Raw genomic sequence first — 17,251 nt, 5'->3', positions numbered from 1 at the left:
TCACGGCAAGACCCGGACCTTGATGTTCCTGAAGTGCACCGTGCTCTCGGGGTCGTGGCCCTGCAAGGCAAAGGTGCCGCTGGCCAGATAGCGCTGCTCCAGGCCCTTCTTGCGCACGATGGGCGACTCCTCGGTGTAGTCGGCCGTCTTGTCGCCACCGACAAAGGTGGTCACGCGCTTGCCTTCGACGCGGACGGTCAGCGTGAACCACTGGCCGTCGGGAGCGATGACCTTGGGGAAGTCCTGCACACCCCACAGCCCACCGGTGCGGCTGGGGTCGCTGTGGGAGTTATTGACCTGCACCTCATAGCCGAGGTTGGGCCAGCCGACCTCCTGCCACCGGGTGTGGAAGTAAACGCCCGAGTTCGCCTTGGCAAAGGTCATCACGTCGGCCTTGAACTCGAAGTTCCTGAAGTCGTGCTGCTGCACGGGGCCGACGTAGAAGAGGTGGGAGCGCGGGCCCTGCACGATGATGGCGCCGTCCTTGACGCTGAAGCTCCCTGGCGCATCGCTGGCGCGCCAGTTGTCCAGGCTCTTGCCGTCGAACAGAAGCTTCCAGCCGGCCGCGGTTTCCTCGGCGCTCAGGGTGTTGATGTTCATGTCGGCGGCTTGGGCTGTAGCAGCGACGGCGAGGCTGGCGGCGATCAGGGTGGCTTTCATGGTCAGCTGACTCCAACGATTTGCAGGACCTTCAACGGTGGTCCGTCGAAGGTGACGGAGGGCACATTGCCCACGAAGCCGACATCCTTGCTGCCTTCGGGCGTCGTGTAGAACCCGCCGGCCGTCAGGTCGCGGAAGCGCTTGAAGAAGCGCGCGGCGGCAGCGTGCTCGGGCTTGGCCTTCTGCACCCAGCAGATGTCGTCGGCAATCCGAGACTGCGCGGCAACGTCGAGCTCGGCAAACGGTTTTTGGAAGCGCGAGCGGCTTTCGGCATCCAGCCAGGCCAGGCCGTCAACGATGACGGGCTTGTCCCGGGCCTGATCGGGGTAGGGCGCGCTGATCCATTCGTCGATGAAGAGATGGACCTTCAATTGCGCGGCACTGGGCGATTGGTCGTCGGCCGGGATGATGAGGCCACACAGGGCCTGGGCCGTGCGCGCCTGCTCGGCCGTGAAGCTCAGCGGCCACAGCTCGCCGCTGCGATAGCTGGGGGTCAGCTTGGGGTCGGTGCCATAGCCCTTGGCGGCCTTGCCGCCGGAGCGCTTGGCGGGCGTCGCGCCGGCGGACACCTCGGCGCCGAGGGCCGCGCTGGCGGCCAGCATCCATTGCAGGGTGGTTCTGCGGTCCATGCTCAGAGTTCCTTCCTGCGCAGTCGGTCGACGATGTGGTCGGCCTGGCGCCAGGCCAGGGCCATGATGGTCAGCGTCGGGTTCTTGTCGGCATTGGACGCGAACGGTGCGCCATCGGACAGGAAGAGGTTGGGCACGTCCCAGGTCTGGCCCCAGCCATTGGTGACCGAACTGCGCGCATCGGCGCCCATGAGGGTGCCGCCCACCTCGTGGATGATGGAGCCGCCCGGCGCAATCGCCTTCTTGCCATCCAGCTCGGGCCCGCCGCCGGCCACGCGGCCGCCCATGGCGGTGATGATGTCGGCGAAGGTCTTCTGCATATGGGCGGCCTGGCGGGTCTCGTGCTCGGCCCATTGCCAGTGGAAGCGCAGCACGGGGATGCCGAAGCGGTCCTTTACCGTCGGGTCCAGCTCGCACCAGGACTGCTCGTTGGGGATCATCTCGCCGCGGCCCGACAGGTAGACGAAGCTGCCGTAGAGCCGGCGCACGTCCTGCTTGAACTTCGCGCCATAGCTGCCTTGGGTCAGCCACTCCAGGCCCGCGCCGGTTCCCGAGGTCGGCATGCGGCGGCCGGTGCCGATCTCGATGTGATAGCCGCGCGGGAAGCCGAGCTTCTTCTCCCAGTCGCGGCCCTGCTGGCCGTAGAGCCACCAGGGCGCATAGGCGTGGCCGCCGCCGGCGCCGTCCTCGTTGTGGGGTGGCAGGGCCTCGAGGCCGGGCACCTGGCCGGACAGGTCGCTGCCAACGGTGTCCATGATGTAGCGGCCGACCTTGCCGCTGGAGTTGGCCAGGCCGCCGGGCTTGCTGTTCAGCAGGATGCGCACCGACTCGCAGGCGCTGGCCGCCAGCACGACGGCGCGGGCCTTGGCCTCGATGTGCTTGCCGCTCTTGCGGTCGACGAAGCGCACGCCGCGGGCCTTGCCGTCCTTGGTCGTCACCTCGTAGACCATGGCGTCGCAGAGCACGTCGAGATTGCCGCTGGCGATCGCGGGCGGCAGGTGGACGGCCGGGCTCTGGTAGGTGGCACCGATGGAGCAGCCGCGGCCGCAGGGTGTGGCCCAGAAGCAGGCGGCGCGCTCGCGCATGGACTGGGCGACCAGGGCCTGAGCGCGCGGGTTGCCGGGGTGCAGCAGGGCGGGGATGCGGGCGTCGTCGAGCTTCTTCGTCAGCACCGCGCGGTGGATGGGAACGACCGGGATGCCCAGCGGCGCGGCGTGCTTCTGGATGAGGCGCTCGCCGACGCGCAGGGCCGGTGCCGGCAGCAGGCAGCCCTCGGGCGAGTCGGGCGTGTTCTCCAGGCCGTGGGCGCTGCCGTAGATGCCGACCAGCATCTCGACCTTGTCGTAATAGGGCGCGACGTCTTCGTAGCTGATCGGCCAGTCGAAGCCCAGGCCGTCGCGGCTGTGGGGCTTGAAGTCGTAGGGGCCGTTGCGCAGCGAGATGCGGCCCCAGTGGTTGGTGCGGCCGCCCAGCATGCGGGCCCGCCACCAGTCGAAGCGCTGCTGCGGGTCAGTGGAAGCTTGCGTGTAGGGCTCGCCGGGCACCTGCCAGCCGCCGTCTACCGTGGCGTCGTAGAAGCCGAAGGGCTTGTCCGGCGTGGAGGCGCCGCGCAGCGGGGCGTCGGCGCTGGTCTGGAACATCGGCGTCTCGGTGCGGAAGTCGTAGTGGCGACCGGCTTCCAGCATCAGCACCTTCACCCCTTCGAGGGCCAGCGTGTAAGCCGTCTGGCCCCCGCCCGCACCCGAGCCGACGACGATGACGTCGTATTCCCGCGCCAATGTGCGCGGTGTCACCCAACCCATGCCGTTCCTCCTCGTAAGAGACGCCGGCGCAGTGTGCCACCACGAGAAAGCGTTTTCAGCTCGTCTTGGGCTGGGCCCGCGGACTGAGCAGCGCGGCCGCCGTCACCAGGCCCAGCGCCAGCAGCAGCACCGGCAGGACCTGGCGCGTGACGGGGTCGAAGAGCAGGCCGGCCAGGGCCAGCGCGGCGCTGCTGGTCAGCGCGTCGCAGAGCTGCAGGGACGAGGTGTTGCTGCCTTGGCTGGAGGGCGGCGACAGCTTGAGCAGCAGCACCGACAGGATGGGGAAGGACAGGCCGATGCCCAGGCCCACCAGCGCCCAGCCCGCGAAGACCAGGGCCGAGGGCAGGGCCGTGAACAGCAGCGGCGCGATGACGACCATCAGCGCCAGGGCCGTCAGCGTGAAGCCGGCGGGCAGCAGCAGGCGGCGCGATTCGGGCTTCTGCACCCGGGCCTGCACGGCGCTGCCAATGCTCCAGGTGACGGCGCCGGCGCTCAGCGCGATGCCGGCCTGGGTCAGGCTCCAGCCGAAATGCTGGGTCAGCATCAGCGGCAGGAAGGCCTCGGCGCTGGCAAAGGTGGCCGCGATGAGGCCGCGCAGTAGGATGACCGTCGGCAGGCCGCGCGCCGCCGTCAGCGTGCCGGTGGGCAGCAGCAGGCGGGCGGCAATGCCGGCGGCGACGAGGCCGGCCGCGAACAGCAGGGCCGAGTTCGTGCCGGTCTGCTGGCTGGCGCCGTGCAGGGTCAGGGCGCCGACGCTGGCCAGCAGGGCCCAGCGCATGGCGCCCCAGCGCAGCTCTTCGCCGGTGCCGGTGCCGACGCGCCTGAGGGCCGGCAGCACCAGGGCAGCCGCCACCGGCACCGCCGCCGCGACAACCAGGAAGACCGAGCGCCAGCTCAGGAACTGCACGAGAAAGGACGCCAGCGCGGGCCCGACCAGGCCAGGCACGACCCAGGCGCCCGCGAACATCGCGAACATCTTGGGATGCAGGGACGGCGGCACGACCTGGCCGACGCCGACATACAGCGTCACGCCCAGCACGCCGCTGCCCAGGCCTTGCAGCGCGCGGCCCAGCACCAACACCGGCATGGAGGACGCGAAGCCCGCGATCAGCAGGCCGGCCAGGAAGGCCGCCAGGCCGGCGAGCGCCGCGCGGTAGGGCCCGCGCTTGTCGCAGAGCTGGCCGGCGGCCGTCATGCCCAGCACCGAGGTGGCCAGCGTCGCGCCGAAGGCCAGGGCGTAATAGGGCAGGCCGTTCAGTGCCTCGGCCACGGCCGGCATGGCCGTGGCGACGGCGATGGACTCGAAGGCCAGCATGGAGATCAGCGCGATGGCGCCGATGCAGGCGGCGCTGCGGCCGGGGGCGAAAAGTTTTTCAGGCGCGCTGTCCGGCGCGTCGACGGGGTCGGCAAGATTCATGGCGGTGGAGGCTAAAAGCTCAAGCCCACTTCAAGTCAAGACAGGCCAGAAAGGGCCGCGCGACAATCGGGGCATGTCCCTTTCCGTGTTGCACTGTGCCTCAGCCGGCTTCGAGTCGGCCTGCCGCATTCCCGCCCTGCCCGCCTCGCACCGCAGCCATGGCCTGCATGGCCACAGCTATTTCGCCACCGTCCGCACGGCCCTGCCGGCGGCCTGGGCGGCCTTCCCGGGCGGCGAGGTCGAGGCGCTGCGGGCGCGCATGGCCGACACGGTGGCGCCGCTGGACCATGCGCTGCTGAACGACCACCTGGCCGAACCCACCGACGAGAACCTCGCACGCTGGGTGCGCAGCCGCCTCGAGGTGCCGGGCATCGTGCAGGTCGGCGTGCAGAGCACCACGCACAGCGGCGTGGACCTGGACAACGCCGGCCATGCCCATGTCTGGCGGCGCTACCGCTTCCAGGCCGCCCACCAGCTGCCGAATGTGCCGGCCGGCCACCAGTGCGGCCGCATGCATGGCCATGGCTTCGAGGTGATCCTGCACGCGAACGCTGACCTCGGCGAGCGCGACCTGTCGATCGACTACGACCACCTCGACGAGGTCTGGGCGCCGCTGCATTTCGAGCTGAACTACCGCTGCCTGAACGACATCCCGGGTCTGCAGAACCCCACCAGCGAGAACATCTCGGCCTGGCTGTGGCAGAAGCTGAAGCCCGAGCTGCCCGAGCTGAGCTGGGTGACCGTCTACGAGACCGGCTCCAGCGGCGCCAACTTCAATGGCCAGAACTACCGCATCTGGAAGGAGATGACGCTGGACAGTGCCGTTCGCATGCGCCACGCGCCCGAGGGCCATCCGCTGGCCGGCATCCACGGCCACACCTTCACCTTGCGCCTGCACCTGGCCGCACCGCTGGACCAGGTCATGGGCTGGACGGTGGACTTCGGCGATGTGAAGACCCTGTTCAACCCCCTCTTCAAGCGCCTGGACCACCACCCGCTGTTCGAGATCGCCAACCTCCCCGATGGCGATGCCGCGTCCATCGCGGCCTGGGTGCTGAACGAAGGCGGCAGCGTGCTGCCGCAGATCGACCGCGTCGACCTCTACGAGACGCGCGGTTCCGGCGCCATCGTCAGCCGGGCCGACTCCGAAGAATTGATCCCCGTATGACGTACAGCGTTAAAGAACTCTTTTTCACGCTGCAGGGCGAAGGCGCCCAGGCCGGCCGCGCGGCCGTGTTCTGCCGCTTTGCCGGCTGCAATCTCTGGACCGGCCGCGAGCAGGACCGCGCCACGGCCGTCTGCACCTTCTGCGACACCGATTTCGTCGGCACGGACGGTGAAGGCGGCGGCAAGTTCGCGACGGCGGATGCGTTGGCGGATGCGATCGCGAAAGCGTGGCCCGGCGGTGGGAAACCTTATGTCGTCTGCACCGGCGGCGAGCCCTTGCTGCAGCTGGACACGCCGCTCATCGACGCCCTGCATGCGCGCGGCTTCGAGGTCGCCGTCGAGACCAACGGCACCCAGCCGGCGCCGCCAGGCCTGGACTGGATCTGCGTCAGCCCCAAGGCCGATGCGCCGCTCGTGCTGACCTCGGGCCATGAGCTCAAGCTGGTCTATCCGCAGCCGCTGGCCCAGCCGGAGCGCTTTGCCGATCTGGACTTCCAGAACTTCTTCCTGCAGCCCATGGACTCGGTGCTGCAGCGCGAGCACACCAAGGCGGCGGTGAAGTACTGCATGGAACACCCGCAATGGCGGCTGTCGGTGCAGATGCACAAGGTGGTGGGCATTGCCTGAAATGGCGCCCCTCGTCCAGCCGCACACCGCTGAACGCGGTGAGTCTGCCCGGTCCCCCGCGGGGACGGCGATGCTTGCGGCATCGAGCCGCAAGCACATCGCCATAGCGGGCCGGCTCGGGAGCGGCCCAGCGCTCGGCCCGGAATACTCCGGTTTCGTCGACTGCGGGGACAGCGAATGCGGAATGGATGACTGAATGCTGCGGTTCGATCGCCTGCCGGTGACTGGGGCACTGGCGGCCCATGTCGAGTCCTGCTGGTTCATGCGCGGCGCGAGCGCCGCGGCCCTGCCCGAGGGTCATCGCATCCTGCCTGATGGCTGCATGGAGTTTGTCTTCCAGCTCGGCGCACCTTTCCAGGAACTGGGCAGCGACGGCAGCTGGAAGCAGCAGCCCGCACGGCTGCTGGTGGGGCAGATGACCCATCGCGTCGAAGTGAAGCCCGCCGGCGAGATCGACACGGTGGGCCTGCACTTCCACCCCGCCGGGGCCGCTGCCTTTGTCGACGGCACGATGAAGCGCTTTCGGGACTGCATCACCGACCTCGATGCAGCCCTGGGCGAGGACCTCTCACCGCTGGCTGCGCGCTTGCGCCGGGCTCGCGGCCCGGCCTCGCGCATGGCGCTGCTGATGGCCTGGCTGCAAGGCCGGCATCGCCCGGCCGACACGCTGATGGCTCATGCCAGCCAGCGTCTGCAAGCCGCCGCCGGGCAGTTGGACATGCCTAGCCTCGGCAGCGCCCTGGGGCTGGGCGAGCGCCAGCTGCGGCGGCGCTTCGAGGCCGCCGTCGGCCTGGCGCCCAAGCGCTTCGCCCGCCTGCTGCGCTTCCAGCGCGTGTTCGAGCAGCAGCGCGAATCCGACGCCCGCGCTTGGGCCCAGGTGGCGCTGGAATGCGGCTATTGCGACCAGGCCCATTTCAATCGCGATTTCCGTGCCTTCAGCGGCCTGGCGCCACGCCAGTTGCTGGCCGACGCGGATCCGCTGACCGACTTCTTCCTGACCGTTTCGTCCAAGACCGCCAAGGCCGCCTGACCTAGCCTGGGGACTCCATCCCACGGAGGACTTCCATGCTCGCTCGCCTTGTCATCGCCGTCCTCGCGGCCACCCTCACCACGGCCGCCAGCGCCGCCGGGCCGGCCGATCTCGCTTTCATGAAGGGCAGTTGGGAGGGGCGTTCCGGTCCGCTGGTGTTCGACGAGCGCTGGACCGAAGAGGCAGGCGGATTGATGCTGGGCGTTTCACGCACCTTGAAGGGCGATCGCGCCGTCGGCTTCGAGTTCCTGCGGGTGGAGTTCCGCAAGGACGCCGTCGTCTATGTGGCCCAGCCGGGCGGCAAGCCCAAGACTGAATTCCGGTTGACCGCCAGCGGCCCCAACAGCGCCACCTTCGAGAACCCGGCGCATGACCATCCCAAGCTGATCCGCTATTTGCTGAATGCCGAGGGCGAGCTGGTGGCGGAACTCGAAGGCACGGAGAAGTCACAGCGCTTCGTGTTCAAGCCGGTGGCGCGCTGACTAGTGCAGGGCGCGTTGCGGTCGCGCGCAGAACAGGGCCACCACCGGCTCGCCGCCAGCCTCCAGCGAGCAGTGATAGGCGCGACGGCGCAATTGCACCGGCCCGAGCGCGGTGCCGGCCGCAGCGGCTTCTTCGTCGATCGCCACATCGAAACCGGCATCGGCGAGGCGGCGCAGCCATTGGGCGGCCGATTCATGGCGCTCGCTGCGGCGGCCCTCGGGCTGGCCGAGGATGTCGGCAATCTCACGGCCGAAGAAGCCGACCTTCAGCGCATCGCGATCCGCCTGGGCCAGGTCCAGCCGGTCAAGCGTGTCGAAGACGGCGCTGAAATGCGCGAAGCAGTTGCGAAAGCGCGGGTAGAGGGCTGTCTCCAGATGGTCGACGTCGGGCTCGGCCAGCACCAGCAGCGCGGAGTCGAGAGCACGCAGGCGCTGCAGCACGAGTTGACGCTGATCGCGGCCCTGCGCGTCATCGTCGATGTGGTGCAGGGCAAAGCTGGCATTGATGATCGGCGAGGCGCCGGCGCAGGCACCGCGGATCAGCGCCCATGGGCCCTCCTCCAGCGATTCGACGCTGCCCAGCACCGGCAGCATGTGCAGCGCCAGGCCGAGTTCCCCTGCGGCCTGCACCAGTTGCGTGTGTGCCATCTGCAGCGCGGCTTCGGCCGGCTCGATGCCGATCAGGGTCAGCTCGCGCAGGCCCTGCGCGGCCAGCGTCGGCAGCAGTTGCAGCATCTGCCGGCCGGTGCCGATGCCGACGTCGATCACGACGGCGCTGCGCGCGCCGCGGCAGGCCTGAGCAATGGCCTGGTTGCAGACCGCCGTCGCCAGGCCAACGAAGGGCAGGGCCCGGCCGAGCAGGTTGAACAGCTCGATCTGACCGCGCTCGTAACGCTGCAAATAGAGATTGGCCTGGGCGGCCGTGCGGCCCTCCAGGCGCTGCGCCAGCGCGGCACCGAAGACATACAGGCCCACATGGCGCGGGTCGTCGGAATGCTGCACGCCGTCCAGCCATTGCTGCAGGCCGGCACGCGCGCCCGGGCTGCCGACCTCGACGGCACGCGCCAGTCGGTGCAGTTGCTCGACCTGGGCGTCGAAGCGGGCGCAGGGACGGGAGGAAGTCGACGCGGCGAGTTGCATGGCGGGCATCCGGAGGCTGTTGGAATGCCTTTCAGTGTGCGGACGCCGGGTTTCAACACCGCTGCGGCCAGCCGGACTTTGGGCTGCATTTGTTGCGCCGCTCGGAAACGATTGAAACCTGCGTGCCGCGGCTCAGTCAGTCATTGACGAGCACCACATAGGCGCCATGCTCCGATTCGCCGGCGCCCACCTCGCGCCAACCGGCCCTGCCGTAGAAGGCCATGGCTCGTGTGTTGCGGCTGACGCACTTCAGCCGCCAGGGCTTGGGCAGCCAGGGCCGGAGTGATGCCAGCAATTGCTGCCCCACGCCTTGCCCTTGCGCCATCGGAGCCACATAGAGGTGGTGGATGAAGGGGTCGCCCACCTGCACGGACACCAGGCCAAGCAGTTCGCCATCGCCGCGAACCGCGACGTGAACCACCTCGTTCACGGAGACCTCGGCGAAGCGCGGTGATTGCTTGGCGCTTTCCGGCAGCCAGTCGGCGCTGGTGATGGCTTCGGCGTAGAGGGATTGCAGTGCGGCCGCGTCTTCGGGCGATGCAGGGCGGATGGTGAGCAAAGGATTGGCGGTGCCTACGAAGCCCAACGTGAAGGTGAGCGGGCGCCGAAGGCGGTCCGCTCCAATGGCAGGTTATGCCTCATCCGCGACCACATGCCGGTACAGCATGCCCGAGAGCAATCCCAGCCCAACCGCGGGGCCAGGCGAAACGTACAGCGCGAGTACGAGCCATGCACACGCTAGCACGCCGGATGTGAATAGAAGGCTCTCGCGAGAACGAAGCCGCTTCACGGAGAGTTGAACCGCGACGCAACTGGCGAAAGCCGCGAGTGGCCATGCTATGAATAAATCGCCGGCAATTCGCCGCAGACCCGCCAGTGGCAACTGACTCGCCTCTGCATGGGTTCCCCAAGCCGCGGCAACAATGAAGACGGCCGCATTGACCCATGCGAACGCAAGCGCGGACTTCCCAAGAGGCTTAATAGGGCGAGACATAACGTGTTCTAGAGCGACAACCCCTGCTGCATAAAACCAGCGCCCCCGTCGCAAGTGTTTGATGGACAAGGACTGTGCCGATGAAACACCGGCAAAAGCGACACCGGGTTGCTGGTTCTCGCCAGGCAGGTTGTCCCCGTCGAAAGGCGCTGATCCGCCGTTCGACAGGCTTGGGAGCCTGACTTCGCGCTAGTTCTGGATATACCGCTCAAACACCCCGCCGTAGTCCTTGCGGCTGAGCTTGTCCAGCACGACGCTGTTCACGGTGTTGAGCAGCTGCAGGTAGTGGCGGCTGACCGCCTCCTCGCTGACCTCGTGGCCCATCTTGAACATCTGGCCGGTCACGCCCAGGCATTGCATGGCGATGGTGCGCGCCTGCTCGTCGCGCTCCTGCAGCTTGCCGATGCTGTGCAGTGCCTTGTAGAGGTCCTTCAGCTGCTCGATGAAGTTCTTGCGCACGTCGATGCTGAAGGGCGGGCCTTCGCCGATGTGGAACTTGATCTCGACGTCCATGTCGATAGTGCCGGCGGTTTCCAGCGTGACGCGGCTGATGCGGTGGCTGAGGTAGTCGTAGCGCTTGATGACGCGCTTGGAAGAGACCGCCGATTCGCCGTCCACATGCACCAGGGCCAGGTTGGTGAAGCAGTACTCGTCCTTCTTGGACTTGATGAGGAAGAAGATCTTCTCGCCGTCCTCGCTGAACAGGTAGTCGTCGGCGTCCACCTTGCCGAAGTCGGCGGCCGGCACGATGACGCCGATATCGCTGAGGCCCAGGGCCTCGGAAGCCAGTTTCTTGAACATCACAGCTCCACGCTAGAGGGAGGCGCGAGTGTCCTCCCACCGCCTGCCGCAGGACGCGTGAATATCAACGCCGGCCACCTAGGCGCGGCAATAGCCTTCACCTGTCTTGATGATGAGGCAGTCGCGCTTGTCGGCCAGCCACTTCATGCCGGTCTCGGGGCCGGTGCCGGCGCGGACGGTTTCGAGCACGCCATCGCGCGTGAACGTGAGCGTGTCGCTGCCGGCCTTGGCTTCGAAGCTGCGCGGCCCGTCGAGGTTCTGCACCGTGACGGTATAGGTCCCGGGGCCGCCGGAGATTTCCAGGAAGGTGGCTTCGGGCCCCTGCCACCGGCCGACCCAGCCGCTGGGCGCAATCGAGGCGGCAACAGGTGCCGGGGCGCGCGGGGCATCGGCAGACTTGCTGCAGGCAGTCAAGGCGGCAATGACGACGATCAGCGGTGCAAGGGGATGGATTCGCATGGCGACCTCGAATTCGCTGGGATGGCCGAGTCTGTCCGCCCGCCGCACCGCGGCATGTCGGAGAACTTCCCGTCATGCGCCTATCCGAGGTGCGCCAACGAAAAAGGGAGCCCGAAAGCTCCCTTGCGCTGATGGCCTGGGCCGATCAGAAGCGATAACCGACGCCGAACTTGATGGACACCGGGTCCAGCGTGGTCTCGATGGTCTGGCCGGTGGACAGGCTGCCCGTCGTCTTGATGAGGGTCTTGGTGACCGACAGGCTGGCGGACCAGTCCTTGGTGACGTTGACGGCACCGCCCAGCTCGAAGGTGGTGCCGAGCTTGCGCTTCATCGACAGGGTCGTCGGGTTGCTGGGCGAGCCGCCGGTCAGGCCGGACAGCGCGGCCGTGGCGCGCGGCTTGAAGAAATAGCCATAGGTCAGGCCGGCACCGACGAAGGGGCGGAAGGTGCTGTTGGCTTCGCCGAAGCGGTACTGGGCCAGCAGCGTCATCGGCAGGGACTTGACCGTGCCCAGCTTGCCCGAGCCTTCGATGGCGCCGGCGCCGACCACGTCGTGCTTGAAGGGCGCGGCGATGGGCAGGTCGATGCTGATGTTGTCGGTCCAGTAGTAGGTCACGCCGCCGACGAAGGAGCTGGCCTTCTTCACGTCGATCTTGGTGCCGGACAGGCTGGGTGCGCTCAGGTCACCGCTCTCGACCTGGGGGTTGATCTGGGCTGCGCCGCCGTAAACGACGATGCTGCCGGCCGATTGCGCGTGAACCAGGCCGCAGGCGGAGACCAGGGCGACGGCGAACAGGGATTTGATGTTTTTCATGAAGTTCTCCTGAAAGGGTCACGCGGACTCAGAGCCAGCCTTTGCGAGCCAGTTCCAGGGACACCACCTGCGACAGCAGCTGATTGCCATAGGGAGTGGGGTGGACGGTGTCGGCGAACAGGTATTTGCTGACATCGCCGGAGATGACGTTGTTGGGGCTGCAGACCAGCGAGGAGCCCAGCGGGTTCTTGGCGGCGCTGAGGTCGCAGGCCGGCACGGTGACATTGGTCAGGCTGAACTTGGCGGGATCGGCGATCTGCTCGCGCACGCCCTTGGCGGCATCCACCCAGCCCACGTCGGAGCCGGCCAGGCCGGTCTTGAGCTGGTCGTTGAAGGTGTTGACCATCTGCAGCACCAGGCCTTGCGTCGCCGCGGGCAGGCTCTTGGCGAAGGGGGTCAGGCTGACGTCGGGCAGGTTGATGACGACGACGTTCTTCGCACCCTTGCCCAGCACCAGGGCCTTCACATAACCCGCCAGCTCGGCGCCGGCCTTGCCCATTTCGGTCACGCCCTGGGTGGCGGCGGCCGTCGGGTCACCTCCGGCGGCGATGGTGGCCTGCACGGTGGCGAGGTTGATGAAGACGTCGTTGCCACCGGCATAGACGAAGACGAGTTCGGTGCCCTTGAAGCTGCCGCCGGCGGCCGTCAGGTGGTTCTGCATCTGCGTGACGACGGGCACCGTGAGCTGGCCCAGCACCGCATTCGCGCCGCCCAGCAGCTTGTTGCCGGGGCCGACGGGGTTGGTCACGCGCGCGCCACCCTGGCCATAGGCATAGCAGCCGGCGTTGTTCTTGACGGGCACGGCGAAGCCCTGGGAGGCCAGGCCGTCCAGGCCTTGCTGGGCCGGGCAGGGCTTGGGCAGGCCGTAAAGGGTGGCGATGCGCTCCAGCCAGTGCGGGCCGACACCGTTGACGGTGTACTGGCCGCCGCCGAGGGCTGCCACCGTGCCGACCTTGTAGGTGCCCTGGTCGCTGAGGCTGTCGCCGAAGGACACCACGGCGGTCGGCGTGTACTTGGGCGTCGTGTCGGCCGTGGCACCGCCGCCGCCGCAACCCGCGACCAGGACGCTGGCCATCAGTGCCGCCGAAGCTGCGGCGATCCGGGTGAGGAAGGGTTTCATTGTTGTCTCCTGGGCGACACCGCGACAGCACGGCGCATTGAATTCGGGAGCGCAACTCTAGCGGCAGCTTTTTAGAACGGTCGTTCGTTTTTCCCCTCAGTGCGCGTAAAGAATCAACGCTGAAGGCCAGGAGCAAGTCTGTGGATGAGGCTGGGACAACAGCACAGATATCCACAGGCTGAGGGCCTGGGTCGAAGTTGTTCCCAATCGCGGGTCAACTCGTCCCGGTGGCGGCGCACAGGCTTGTGCCGCAGCCAAGCGCTTGTGCCACAAGGCATTTTTTTGCTTGTCCACAGCGCGGGCGGCGCTCTACTACGACCACTACCTTTGAAATCTTGAATACCGTTTAGGAATACATCGGACACTTTCGGCGCTTCAACGACCTTCCAAGCGCTCCTCCGATGGACATCCCGACCCTGCAGCAGCGCCTGCGCCAGTTCGCGGCCGACCGCGACTGGCAGCCCTACCAGACGCCCAAGAACCTTGCCATGGCCATGACGGTGGAAGCCGCCGAGCTGCTGGAGATCTTCCAGTGGCTGACGCCCGAGCAATCCCTGACCCTCGACGAGGACCAACGCCGCCATCTCGGCGAGGAGCTGTCGGACGTGCTGCTGTATCTCGTGCAGATCGCCGACCATGGCGGTGTCGACCTGGATGCCGCCGTCGAGCGCAAGCTGGCGATGAATGCCATCAAGCATCCGCCCAAGAAGTCTTGAGGAAGTCCTGATGGAAACCATCGCCGTCATCGACTTCGAGACGACGGGCCTCGGGCCCACCACGGGTGGCCGGGCCACCGAGATCGCCGCCGTGCTGGTGCGGGACGGCGTCGTCGTCGATGCCTGGAGCAGCCTGATGAACAGCGGCGCCTGGGTGCCGCCCCAGATCCAGGCTCTGACCGGCATCAGCAACGAGATGCTGGCCGATGCGCCTGACTCGGCCAGCGTCATGTGCGAACTGGCCCGTTTCACCGCGGGCTGTCCGCTGGTGGCGCATAACGCTTCTTTCGATCGGGGCTTCTGGCTGGCCGAGATGGAGAGAGCCGGCCTGGTTCGCGACCCGGCCCACGAGTTCGCCTGCACCGTCCTGCTGTCGCGCCGGCTCTGGCCCGAGGCCAGAAGCCATGGCCTGGGAGCGATCTCGCAGTTCCACGACATCCGCTTCGATGGCCGTGCCCACCGGGCCATGGCCGATGCGCGCGTGACGGCGGAGTTGTTACTGAAAGTTCAAGCGGAGGTCGCGCGTCGCTTCGCCATGGACCTCGGCGGCATGGCCGTCGACCATGCGCTGATGCAGCAACTGCAGAAGACGCCGCTGCGCTGGCTCAGGCGGGGACTGGTCGAGCATGTGAAGGGCAGGCGCGCGGCGACGGTGCTGGCCTGAGTGCAGAACCAGGCTCGATGTGCGTGACGAGTTCGCGCAGTGGGCCCATAAAAAATTCTGTCAAGACCCCAGTTGGCGAATCGGGGCAAGGACAATCGCGCCCTTTCGTCCCGTGCTATTTCAAGTTTCCATGTCCGTGATCCAGGTTCGCCCCGCCACCCTGCGCGATGCCAAGGCCATCGCCGAGATCCACGTCGCCGCCAGCCAGGATGCCTACAAGGCCCTGCTGCCCGCTGCCGCGCTGGATGCGATGTCGGTGCAAAAGCGCCAGGCCTTCTGGCGTGAAGCCATCGACCTCTGCGAGCCGCAGGTCATCGTGGCTCATCTTGACAACAAGATCATGGGCTTCGCCGGCTTCGACCGTTCGCGCGACAAGGGCACGCCGGCCACGACCGGCGAGGTCTGGGCTCTGTTTGCCGACCCGGTCCATTGGGACAAGGGCGTGGGCCTGGCGCTGTGGGATGCCACGCGCGACGGCCTGCAGGAAGAGGGCTGCACCAAGGCCACGCTGTGGTGCTATCTGCGCAATGAGCGCGCCCTGCGCTTCTTCGAGCTGGCCGGCTTCAAGCGCGAGCTGGGCAGCGCACGCACGACGGAAGTCGGTGGCGCCCGCGTCGAAGAGATCCGCCTGCATCGTTCTCTCGTCTGAGACGATCGCGCGATGAAAAAAGCGCCCCGCGGGGCGCTTTGTCGTTCAGGGCTGGGGATCAGCCTTTGCGGCGGCGGGCCATGAAGCCGACGGCCAGCAGACCGCTCAGCATCAGCGCGTAGGTCTGGGGTTCCGGCACGGCCGTCACCGCGAAGGCCGTCGCGTCGGGCACCGTGCCGGCGTAGTTGCCGTTGCTGGTGTCCACGGTCCAGTTGGACACATCACCCACCAGGGCCTTGTAGGCCGCGAAACTGGCCTGGCCGCTGCGCGGGCCGTTGTACTGGCCGAAGTCGGGCGTGGTGCCGGTGGCGTTCTTGTTCAGGCGGATGGCGTTCAGGCCTTCGGTCAGGCCGGTGCCGGCAATGCTGCCGTCCACGGCGAAGTTGCCGTTGGTGATGGCGCTCAGGAAGGTCGTCGGGGCCGTGGCGCTGCTGCCCAGGTAGGCGTAGATGACTTCATTGCTGTTGGCCGTGCCGTAGTTGGCGCTGCCGCTGACCGCTTCACGGCTCAGCGTGCCCAGCGAGGACGACAGCGAGGCCTGGTCGGTCTTGCTGAAGCGGATGACGGTGCCGGCGGCGATCGTGCTGCTGCCGCTGACCCATTTGTGGAAGCTCTCGCCGGTGTTGAAGGCGCTGCCGTTCCATTCGTTGTCGCCGAAGTAGACCGTGGTGCCGGCGGTGATGTCGGCAAAGGCCACCATGGCCCAGCCGTCCTCGTCGGCATTGAAGGCGGTGAAGACGAGATCGCCGGCGCCCAGGGCGGCGACGGCACTCTGGGAGGCGATGGCGGCGATGGCTGCAGCGGCCAGGGCGAGATGCTTTTTCATGAGGGTCTCCAGGGGAAGATCGCCGCACTGTCCGGTGCGGCGGTGAAGGCCCCGTGACAGCCCTGCCGCGCCCACCCCCGTGGCTGCGGGGGGCTGCTCAGGCCGCGTAGCCGCCCGAGGCCAGGGCCCAGCCGTCGGTGGCGTCGTCGTGGCGCTGGATGTGCACGGGGCTGAGCTTCTTGGCGGCCGCGCGCTCGACGAGGTTCTCGGCCTGCTCGGCGCTCAGCTGCAGGGCGAAGCGGGCCCAGCGCTTCTGCACCAGGGGCAGGGTCCAGGCGTCTTCCAGGGCCCAGCGGATCTGGTGGGGCTCCTGCAGCTCGGCAGCTGCCAGCACACGCGGGGCCAGGGCCAGCAGGAAGCGGTTGAAGTCGGTGCGCAGCGTGTCGGTCGGCAGCAGGGCCTCGAGGCGGCTCAGGCGGGCGCTCCAGCCCGGCGTGGCGAGCTGGCGGGTCACCAGGGCCTGCAGGGCCTGGATGGGGTTGAACAGGCGCAGGCGATTCGGCGGCAGCACCCGCAGCGGGACGAGGGCGGCTTCTTCATGGGCGAGGGGCGTGACGAAGCTGGCCAGCACGGCCAGACGTTCCCATTCGGCCTCGGCCAGGCCGGCGATGCGGGTGATGGGACCGGCGGCGCAGCTGGAGGCCATGTCGGCCAGGGCGGCGTGGTCGCGCTGACCCTTGGCCTGGTTGGCGCGGCGGCTCATGAAGGCCAGGTTGCCGGCGGCATAGCCGGCGTCGTCGCGGACGCGGTCGATGCTGCGGCTGTCATCGTCCAGCAGTTCGCGGGTGATGGGGCAGTGGGCGGTGTCGAGCTGGGCCAGGTGATGGGGCGTCAGCTGGATGTCCTCGAAGCTGCGGCCGCGCGCCCAGGCATGGGTGCGCAGGGACAGCCAGCGTTCGACCTGGGCACTGGCCGGCGTGCGCACCGGGCGGCCGCGGGCGGCCAGCCAGCCGCGCTGCAGCGGCGACTGGGGGTAGAGGTGGGCGATGGGCGGCGTGACGCCATGCAGGGCGTAGTCGCGGCCCAGGGCCAGGCCGGTGCGCTCGTGGGCGCTGACCGCGGCGGGGGCGTCGTCCATGTCCAGGTCGAACTGGACCAGGGCGGGACGGGCGGCGATCTGGGTGTTGATGACGGCTTGCATGGCTGACTCCTGAAGTGAGAGGCACGCCGATGAATCGCGGGCCTTGCAAGCAGTCTGTGCGCCAGCTGGCTCATGAGATGATCCACCTCGAAAACACTGTAAATATTTTCAGC

The 17,251-nt window shown here is 67.8% G+C and carries 19 protein-coding genes; 7 read left to right on the top strand and 12 right to left on the bottom strand.

The annotated features are described in order from the left end of the window. The 4 genes from AC07OY_RS12840 to AC07OY_RS12825 are packed head-to-tail and all read right to left on the bottom strand — an operon-like array spanning window position 1 to window position 4,508. Window positions 1-660 (bottom strand): 3-keto-disaccharide hydrolase, encoded by a 660-nt coding sequence (locus tag AC07OY_RS12840; RefSeq protein ID WP_495042970.1) that lies wholly within the window; start codon window positions 658-660, stop codon window positions 1-3. Between the two features lie 2 nt (window positions 661-662). Continuing rightward, window positions 663-1,289: a gluconate 2-dehydrogenase subunit 3 family protein gene (locus tag AC07OY_RS12835; protein WP_495042969.1), complete on the bottom strand. Its 627-nt coding sequence runs from the start codon at window positions 1,287-1,289 to the stop codon at window positions 663-665. 2 nt (window positions 1,290-1,291) lie between these two features. Next, window positions 1,292-3,091 carry a GMC family oxidoreductase gene (locus AC07OY_RS12830; RefSeq protein ID WP_495042968.1) on the bottom strand — a complete coding sequence of 600 codons (1,800 nt, stop codon included), beginning with the start codon at window positions 3,089-3,091 and terminating at the stop codon, window positions 1,292-1,294. A 55-nt stretch (window positions 3,092-3,146) separates the two neighbouring features. Then, window positions 3,147-4,508, bottom strand: a complete 1,362-nt coding sequence (locus AC07OY_RS12825) for an MFS transporter (RefSeq protein WP_495042967.1) — start codon at window positions 4,506-4,508, stop codon at window positions 3,147-3,149. Window positions 4,509-4,581: 73 nt separating this feature from the next. On the opposite strand from AC07OY_RS12825, the gene AC07OY_RS12820 reads away from it, so the two are divergent. The 4 genes from AC07OY_RS12820 (at window position 4,582) to AC07OY_RS12805 (ending at window position 7,814) form a co-directional block, all read left to right on the top strand. Further along, complete coding sequence (locus AC07OY_RS12820) at window positions 4,582-5,676, top strand: 6-carboxytetrahydropterin synthase (RefSeq protein ID WP_495042966.1); 1,095 nt, start codon at window positions 4,582-4,584, stop codon at window positions 5,674-5,676. Further along, window positions 5,673-6,302, top strand: a complete 630-nt coding sequence (queE, locus tag AC07OY_RS12815) for a 7-carboxy-7-deazaguanine synthase (RefSeq protein ID WP_495042965.1) — start codon at window positions 5,673-5,675, stop codon at window positions 6,300-6,302. The genes AC07OY_RS12820 and queE overlap by 4 nt, the downstream gene beginning before the upstream one ends. A gap of 196 nt (window positions 6,303-6,498) precedes the next feature. Further along, on the top strand, window positions 6,499-7,332 hold the full coding sequence (locus tag AC07OY_RS12810) for a DUF6597 domain-containing transcriptional factor (RefSeq protein WP_495042964.1): 834 nt from the start codon (window positions 6,499-6,501) through the stop codon (window positions 7,330-7,332). A gap of 35 nt (window positions 7,333-7,367) precedes the next feature. Further along, the gene (locus AC07OY_RS12805; RefSeq protein WP_495042963.1) at window positions 7,368-7,814 is read left to right on the top strand and encodes a DUF6265 family protein; all 447 of its coding nucleotides are present in this window, start codon (window positions 7,368-7,370) and stop codon (window positions 7,812-7,814) included. Here AC07OY_RS12805 and AC07OY_RS12800 read toward each other — a convergent pair whose 3' ends face one another. The 6 genes from AC07OY_RS12800 to AC07OY_RS12775 form a co-directional block, all read right to left on the bottom strand. Further along, window positions 7,815-8,954 (bottom strand): GRAS family protein, encoded by a 1,140-nt coding sequence (locus AC07OY_RS12800; protein WP_495042962.1) that lies wholly within the window; start codon window positions 8,952-8,954, stop codon window positions 7,815-7,817. 136 nt (window positions 8,955-9,090) lie between these two features. Continuing rightward, the gene (locus tag AC07OY_RS12795; protein ID WP_495042961.1) at window positions 9,091-9,513 is read right to left on the bottom strand and encodes a GNAT family N-acetyltransferase; all 423 of its coding nucleotides are present in this window, start codon (window positions 9,511-9,513) and stop codon (window positions 9,091-9,093) included. Between the two features lie 624 nt (window positions 9,514-10,137). Beyond that, window positions 10,138-10,749, bottom strand: a complete 612-nt coding sequence (locus AC07OY_RS12790) for a PH domain-containing protein (RefSeq protein WP_495042960.1) — start codon at window positions 10,747-10,749, stop codon at window positions 10,138-10,140. 78 nt (window positions 10,750-10,827) lie between these two features. Next, complete coding sequence (locus tag AC07OY_RS12785; RefSeq protein ID WP_495042959.1) at window positions 10,828-11,208, bottom strand: hypothetical protein; 381 nt, start codon at window positions 11,206-11,208, stop codon at window positions 10,828-10,830. Between the two features lie 145 nt (window positions 11,209-11,353). Continuing rightward, complete coding sequence (locus AC07OY_RS12780) at window positions 11,354-12,022, bottom strand: OmpW/AlkL family protein (RefSeq protein WP_495042958.1); 669 nt, start codon at window positions 12,020-12,022, stop codon at window positions 11,354-11,356. 28 nt (window positions 12,023-12,050) lie between these two features. Then, the gene (locus AC07OY_RS12775; RefSeq protein WP_495042957.1) at window positions 12,051-13,142 is read right to left on the bottom strand and encodes an SGNH/GDSL hydrolase family protein; all 1,092 of its coding nucleotides are present in this window, start codon (window positions 13,140-13,142) and stop codon (window positions 12,051-12,053) included. Between the two features lie 401 nt (window positions 13,143-13,543). Here AC07OY_RS12775 and AC07OY_RS12770 point away from each other — a divergent pair, with 401 nt between their 5' ends. From AC07OY_RS12770 to AC07OY_RS12760, 3 genes are all read left to right on the top strand, one after another. Beyond that, window positions 13,544-13,858 carry a nucleotide pyrophosphohydrolase gene (locus tag AC07OY_RS12770; RefSeq protein ID WP_495042956.1) on the top strand — a complete coding sequence of 105 codons (315 nt, stop codon included), beginning with the start codon at window positions 13,544-13,546 and terminating at the stop codon, window positions 13,856-13,858. A 10-nt stretch (window positions 13,859-13,868) separates the two neighbouring features. Next, entirely contained in the window at window positions 13,869-14,522 is a 654-nt protein-coding gene (locus tag AC07OY_RS12765; protein ID WP_495042955.1) for a 3'-5' exonuclease, read from the top strand. 130 nt (window positions 14,523-14,652) lie between these two features. Continuing rightward, window positions 14,653-15,171, top strand: a complete 519-nt coding sequence (locus AC07OY_RS12760; RefSeq protein ID WP_439464501.1) for a GNAT family N-acetyltransferase — start codon at window positions 14,653-14,655, stop codon at window positions 15,169-15,171. 58 nt (window positions 15,172-15,229) lie between these two features. Here the strand turns inward: AC07OY_RS12760 and AC07OY_RS12755 are convergent, their stop codons facing one another. After that, entirely contained in the window at window positions 15,230-15,997 is a 768-nt protein-coding gene (locus AC07OY_RS12755; RefSeq protein ID WP_495042954.1) for a PEP-CTERM sorting domain-containing protein, read from the bottom strand. Window positions 15,998-16,094: 97 nt separating this feature from the next. Then, window positions 16,095-17,138 carry a hypothetical protein gene (locus AC07OY_RS12750; RefSeq protein WP_495042953.1) on the bottom strand — a complete coding sequence of 348 codons (1,044 nt, stop codon included), beginning with the start codon at window positions 17,136-17,138 and terminating at the stop codon, window positions 16,095-16,097. Window positions 17,139-17,251: the final 113 nt, after the last annotated feature.

This window comes from Roseateles sp. GW821-FHT09H10 (assembly GCF_059415865.1).
Note: the sequence above shows the minus strand (reverse complement) of the source record. Positions and strands in the feature narration are given on the sequence as shown.

Bases quoted from the DNA above. Each gene is read 5' to 3' on its own strand.
- AC07OY_RS12840 (WP_495042970.1), bottom strand. From the start codon at position 660: ATGAAAGCCACCCTGATCGCCGCCAGCCTCGCCGTCGCTGCTACAGCC.
- AC07OY_RS12835 (WP_495042969.1), bottom strand. From the start codon at position 1,289: ATGGACCGCAGAACCACCCTGCAATGGATGCTGGCCGCCAGCGCGGCC.
- AC07OY_RS12830 (WP_495042968.1), bottom strand. From the start codon at position 3,091: ATGGGTTGGGTGACACCGCGCACATTGGCGCGGGAATACGACGTCATC.
- AC07OY_RS12825 (WP_495042967.1), bottom strand. From the start codon at position 4,508: ATGAATCTTGCCGACCCCGTCGACGCGCCGGACAGCGCGCCTGAAAAA.
- AC07OY_RS12820 (WP_495042966.1), top strand. From the start codon at position 4,582: ATGTCCCTTTCCGTGTTGCACTGTGCCTCAGCCGGCTTCGAGTCGGCC.
- queE (WP_495042965.1), top strand. From the start codon at position 5,673: ATGACGTACAGCGTTAAAGAACTCTTTTTCACGCTGCAGGGCGAAGGC.
- AC07OY_RS12810 (WP_495042964.1), top strand. From the start codon at position 6,499: ATGCTGCGGTTCGATCGCCTGCCGGTGACTGGGGCACTGGCGGCCCAT.
- AC07OY_RS12805 (WP_495042963.1), top strand. From the start codon at position 7,368: ATGCTCGCTCGCCTTGTCATCGCCGTCCTCGCGGCCACCCTCACCACG.
- AC07OY_RS12800 (WP_495042962.1), bottom strand. From the start codon at position 8,954: ATGCAACTCGCCGCGTCGACTTCCTCCCGTCCCTGCGCCCGCTTCGAC.
- AC07OY_RS12790 (WP_495042960.1), bottom strand. From the start codon at position 10,749: ATGTTCAAGAAACTGGCTTCCGAGGCCCTGGGCCTCAGCGATATCGGC.
- AC07OY_RS12785 (WP_495042959.1), bottom strand. From the start codon at position 11,208: ATGCGAATCCATCCCCTTGCACCGCTGATCGTCGTCATTGCCGCCTTG.
- AC07OY_RS12780 (WP_495042958.1), bottom strand. From the start codon at position 12,022: ATGAAAAACATCAAATCCCTGTTCGCCGTCGCCCTGGTCTCCGCCTGC.
- AC07OY_RS12775 (WP_495042957.1), bottom strand. From the start codon at position 13,142: ATGAAACCCTTCCTCACCCGGATCGCCGCAGCTTCGGCGGCACTGATG.
- AC07OY_RS12770 (WP_495042956.1), top strand. From the start codon at position 13,544: ATGGACATCCCGACCCTGCAGCAGCGCCTGCGCCAGTTCGCGGCCGAC.
- AC07OY_RS12765 (WP_495042955.1), top strand. From the start codon at position 13,869: ATGGAAACCATCGCCGTCATCGACTTCGAGACGACGGGCCTCGGGCCC.
- AC07OY_RS12760 (WP_439464501.1), top strand. From the start codon at position 14,653: ATGTCCGTGATCCAGGTTCGCCCCGCCACCCTGCGCGATGCCAAGGCC.
- AC07OY_RS12755 (WP_495042954.1), bottom strand. From the start codon at position 15,997: ATGAAAAAGCATCTCGCCCTGGCCGCTGCAGCCATCGCCGCCATCGCC.
- AC07OY_RS12750 (WP_495042953.1), bottom strand. From the start codon at position 17,138: ATGCAAGCCGTCATCAACACCCAGATCGCCGCCCGTCCCGCCCTGGTC.